The sequence below is a fragment of the Variovorax sp. VRV01 genome, from assembly GCF_014852545.1.
Taxonomy (GTDB): Bacteria; Pseudomonadota; Gammaproteobacteria; order Burkholderiales; family Burkholderiaceae_C; genus Variovorax; species Variovorax beijingensis_A.
Map to the genome: position 1 here is coordinate 1 of NZ_JACVBS010000046.1, position 4510 is coordinate 4510.

Sequence of the window (4510 nt, forward strand, 5' to 3'; positions counted from 1 at the left end):
ACGGCACTATCAGTTTCGGGATGGCGCGCTGTTTCGTGTCACGCTGAGCACGAAAGCGGCATAGGCTAGCGCCGGTGGCGATATCTCAATGTCTGCCAGGGTGCGCATCGCAGCTACCGTTCCCGGCCAAGACCAGTCATTCGTTGCAGGAGTCCAATTCAGTGAAGCCAGTCGAATTGCTAACCGTGGCAGAGCGATTTCAGCTCTCAGGCATTGGCCTGACGTTGGTGCCGGATTTCCCGGTGCGGGACGGTTGGAAAAATGTCGTAGAACAGGTCGTTGTGGTCGCGCCGGACGGCAAGGAAATCACGGCGCAGGCTCAACTTCACATGATGCACTTCAACTTTGGCAATGCTCCCACCGACGAGCAGCGAAGCCGGACGTGGCGCGTGGTCGTATCCTTGCTCGATGTCGAAAAGGCAGTGGTTCCTATCGGCAGCCGGGTCTTGGTGTCGCCCGCGACACAACGTGCCGTGCTTGGAGCAGATGTCGAATCACGTTGAGGTTGGCTGACGACAATCGGCCACAACCTGTCATTGGTGCCGGACGTGAAAATCCCCCCATAGCGGACGTCCAGCCCCGTAATCATCAAATCGAGCAGAACCGAAGCTTATGAAGAAGCTTATCTCCTCCCTTAGCCTGCCCTGAACCTGGCCGACTACCTTCGGCGGGAAGCAGACACATAAATAGGACTGAATTGAATGAATGAGCGGCTGATTCCTGAGGCGGCGTATCGAGACAAAGATGCCGTTGAAATGCTGCGTGTCTGGATAGCTGAGAACCGCCTTCATTGCTCAATCAAGGTGGGCATGTACGCCGAATCAACGTCGATTGATGAGGCTAAGGCTTGGGGCACCATCTTGGCCGATGCCGCGCGACACATCGCGAACGCCCTGCATGAGGGGTACGGCCAAGGTTCCGCGGATTCGTTGCAGAAGATTCAGGCGCAAATGAACGCGGAGTTGGATACCCCCAGTTCACCGGCCGAAGGTAAATTCGTCAATCGTCACTGACGTATCGGTCAAAGCCAGCAGGGCCCGTTCATGACGGCGGCGCAACCGCTACAGTCGGCCATAGGCTGACATAGAGGAGATTGAAGTGCCTTCTGACGCAGAGAATTTGGCAGGACGGGACCTTAGTTGGATCGCGTCGGACCGCCTCGATCAAGTGGGTCTATTTGTCACCGCTGGGTCTGGTCCAGTCCCTCCTTCGGCGTTCTCCTGGGTGGAAGAAGCTGAAGAGCAGGCATGCGCGCTTCCTACCATCTGCGTTGCCGAACTGCTTATGAGCTTGCCTCGGCCAGATGACTTCCTTGAGTTGGGCCGAAGGGGCTTTTTCGCTTTCGATTGGACGGATGCTGGCAAGGAGATAGTGCAGGCGACGAATACCTACGAATTGGTCTGTCGACCGGCTGCCCCTGTGGTACTCGGCACGCTTCCCCTTTGGCTTCAGTCCGCCGCCAGAGCTACCCGCATCGACACGATCTTCGGTCACTCTTCAATCAGATTGAGGGCTTAGGCTTGGATCAATGCTCGCCGTGCGCACGGTCCGAAGTGCGAAAGGCAGAATTCGGCCAAAAGCGGAAGTACCTCACGCAGCTCAGTTTTACTAGGCGTTCCGACGCGGATGGCGACGCCAGAGCTACTGTCGGGTCATTGGAGGCCACTAGCATGACTTACAGTGCTTTTCTGTCTACCACTATCCTTGTATTCAATGCCATCAATCTCAATCTCGGGCCCTAAGAATTCGATACTGACGCTCAAAGAGACTGGATGGGTGAAAGGCGCTCCGCTCCAGTTCGAGGCTGCGACGCTTGGCGAAGCTATTCAATATTACGAAGCCTCGTTCCGATGCGCAATCCGGCCTTGCGAGAAGCTGCTGCCCGGGCAATCTGAATTGAAGTATTTTGAGTTCTCAGACATGAGCAATGAATTCGACGGCTTGGTTGACATTCATGTGTTGCGCGATGGTCTGGAAATTTGTCCGAAGCAAGATCTCTCGTTCCTGCTCGAAGAGTCTGACCATGTGGAAATCGGACTCTTGGTATGCTGAATGCTCAGCGCTCGGTTGACTCCGTCGGCTAGGCGACCAGCTAAAGTCGGCTAGAACCGGCCGATCGCTGATCGCGCCTCAATGCTCATAAGCAGACTTCCGAAAACGGTTAGGGAGGGATTCAATGGCGAGCACGATGTATTGTTGGCGCTGCAAGGCTGACATTCCCATGCTGACCGAGGAAGAATGGCAAGCAGTCAACCCGATCAGCTACATCGAGCAGGTGAAGAGATATCGAGAAGAGACGGGATGCACATTGGCAGAGGCGCAGAAAGCCGGTCTTGGCTATCTGTCGTTGGCCGCGTGTGAGCGAATCACCAGTTTCAAGGAGATGAATCCCAATGCTCTTCTCCATCACCGGATGAGTCTTTACGGCCCGCCGTGCCATGAATGCGGTAAACCGCTTCGCACGCCGGCTGCAAGTTTCTGCGCCTCGTGCAGTGCGGAAAGGCTACGCTGACGTTTTGAACGGCTGTTGCTCTTGCGCAAAGCACAGGTCGGCAACGGGTTCGTCGCGGCGGCAGCGCGACGGACTACAGTCGGCCAGAAGCGGAACTTCCCAACTCCCCTCCAAACGATGACAAGACTATTGAATGTGGATCTTCGGCATGGCGTGCCGGCACCAGAAGCATCGCCGGAGTTGAGCGACCTTTATCGGCTATTTGACATCGAAGGCTTTCACCTGAATATGGGGCGACGCTTCGATTCACTTTGGGGTGAGGTACGCGTCCACGTCAAGGATGATAGGGAGAGTCCGCCGGGGTTAACGGATTTCTTCCGGACGGTTCCGTTCCATATTGTGTCCAAGCCTTTTGTCGACTTGCTGGAGCGATTCGGGTGCTCGTGCGAGTTTCTGCCGTTGCGGGTTCAATACCGAAGGAATTGGCTGCTCGGTGAATACTTCGCTCTCAACGTACTGTCGGTTGTCGGCGACGCAGTGGACCGCGAACTGTCGAAGTTCGCCTCCTACGACGAAGGCCCATTGGAAGAGGTTGAGCATCTCGAACTCAGGGAGGTGGCGCTCGCCGCAATCCCGATTGCCTATCTCAGCGAGATCTGCTGTTACGCGGTAAATGATGAGCTGGCGGCGGCAATCTCATCCGCCGGCCTGCGTGGCGTCACCACTTCTCGGCCAGAGGACTTCAGGAGCTAGGGAACTGCATGACCTCGTAGGCCAGGCGAAGCTGAGCCTGAGCGTCCGCTTCGGAGCAATGGCGTACAGCCGCCTCGGGCCCGAAGCTCAGATGACCGCAACAGGCTACAGTCGGCCAGCAGCAGACGTTCGCCAGATGTGCAGAACCTGCTTGGCTCCGGTCATTCGCGGTGGCTAGTGAGCCGCACTTTGAAAGGAACGTGGTGGCGCTTTGGGCTCCTGATGCTCTCGTCGAGCTGCGGTTGTTCCCGTCGGACGCAGGCGGGCGAGCGGGGCCGACCTCCACCGACTGGTGGGGCTGCCCGCTGAGCATCGATGGTGATCTCTTTGACGGAAGGTTTGACCTTTCAGAAATGGAGCCGCTACGGCCCGGAGAGTCGCGTGTCGTGGCCGTGAAATTCCTCAGCCCAGATCTCGTGAGGCTCCGCATCGCCGAAGGTCATGAGTTGCGAGTTTGGGAGGGAAGATTCATCGGGGAAGCCACGGTTTTGGCCTTGTACTGGTAGGCTACAGTCGGCCAGGACCGGTCATCCGTTCGGGAAACTTAATTTCACCTAGCTGACGTTCGCGGCGCATACACAACGATTTCCGAGGGGTTGGGAGTCGCGTGCCCTGAAGCGCGTGCACACCAACGGGTGACCCGCAACAATCGGCTCTGAGCGGACTTCACAGAAGAGCTGTTGCGCTCGGAACCGGACATTTATGAGCACCACCATCAACGGTATTGACCCTACCCAACACGAGAACAGCCTTCAGAAGCGTCGCGCGGCCCGAAGAAGACTGGCACTTGCCTACCTGATCTTCATCGGCATTTCGATTCTTTCGTTATCAGGTTACTACTTTATTGGCGCCGGCCTCGGTTGGGTCGTTTCGGCAATATGGTTGGTGGTCGAAATGGGGCGGTCCGCTGTAGCCGCCAAGAGAAAGGTTTGGTTCTGGATTGGACTGACTATCATCTTGGGGCCGCTCGGCTTGCTGTTTGGGCCGCCAATGGCTTTTCATGTGCTTGGCTGGGCTCCTGAAACCGACCCTGGGGCGATGGCAACTTCCGCCTAAGGCACTCCTTGCAAACGAGGCGCACGCCTGCAGTCGGCCAACATCGGACGTTCAGTCGTCGGCCAGAATCCAGTCATGAACCGACATCGGCCCAATTCCCATGGTCATTGACGAACTCCTCGGTCTGCTCCCACGCCCTGCCCGGCTGACCGAGCAAGGCACCACGGATCAATGGGGTGCCGTGACGTCCAAGCTTGGTGGCCCGTTGCCGACTGACTACATGCAGTTCATTGACCACTACGGTTCGGG

At 57.1% G+C, this 4510-nt stretch carries 6 protein-coding genes; all 6 read left to right on the plus strand.

Annotation, left to right across the window (positions count from 1 at the left end):
* Positions 1-161 precede the first annotated feature (161 nt).
* Positions 162-503, plus strand: coding sequence for a hypothetical protein (locus tag IB278_RS33465; RefSeq protein ID WP_192328783.1), 342 nt, complete (start codon positions 162-164; stop codon positions 501-503).
* Positions 504-701: 198 nt separating this feature from the next.
* A complete protein-coding gene (locus tag IB278_RS33470; protein WP_192328785.1) occupies positions 702-1013 on the plus strand; it encodes a DUF5076 domain-containing protein in 312 nt (103 codons plus the stop codon).
* A gap of 763 nt (positions 1014-1776) precedes the next feature.
* Positions 1777-2052, plus strand: a complete 276-nt coding sequence (locus tag IB278_RS33475) for a hypothetical protein (protein ID WP_225613353.1) — start codon at positions 1777-1779, stop codon at positions 2050-2052.
* A gap of 169 nt (positions 2053-2221) precedes the next feature.
* The gene (locus tag IB278_RS33480) at positions 2222-2512 is read left to right on the plus strand and encodes a hypothetical protein (protein ID WP_192328791.1); all 291 of its coding nucleotides are present in this window, start codon (positions 2222-2224) and stop codon (positions 2510-2512) included.
* Positions 2513-2629: 117 nt separating this feature from the next.
* Positions 2630-3205, plus strand: a complete 576-nt coding sequence (locus IB278_RS33485; RefSeq protein ID WP_192328794.1) for an imm11 family protein — start codon at positions 2630-2632, stop codon at positions 3203-3205.
* Between the two features lie 702 nt (positions 3206-3907).
* Entirely contained in the window at positions 3908-4261 is a 354-nt protein-coding gene (locus IB278_RS33490) for a hypothetical protein (protein ID WP_192328796.1), read from the plus strand.
* Positions 4262-4510: the final 249 nt, after the last annotated feature.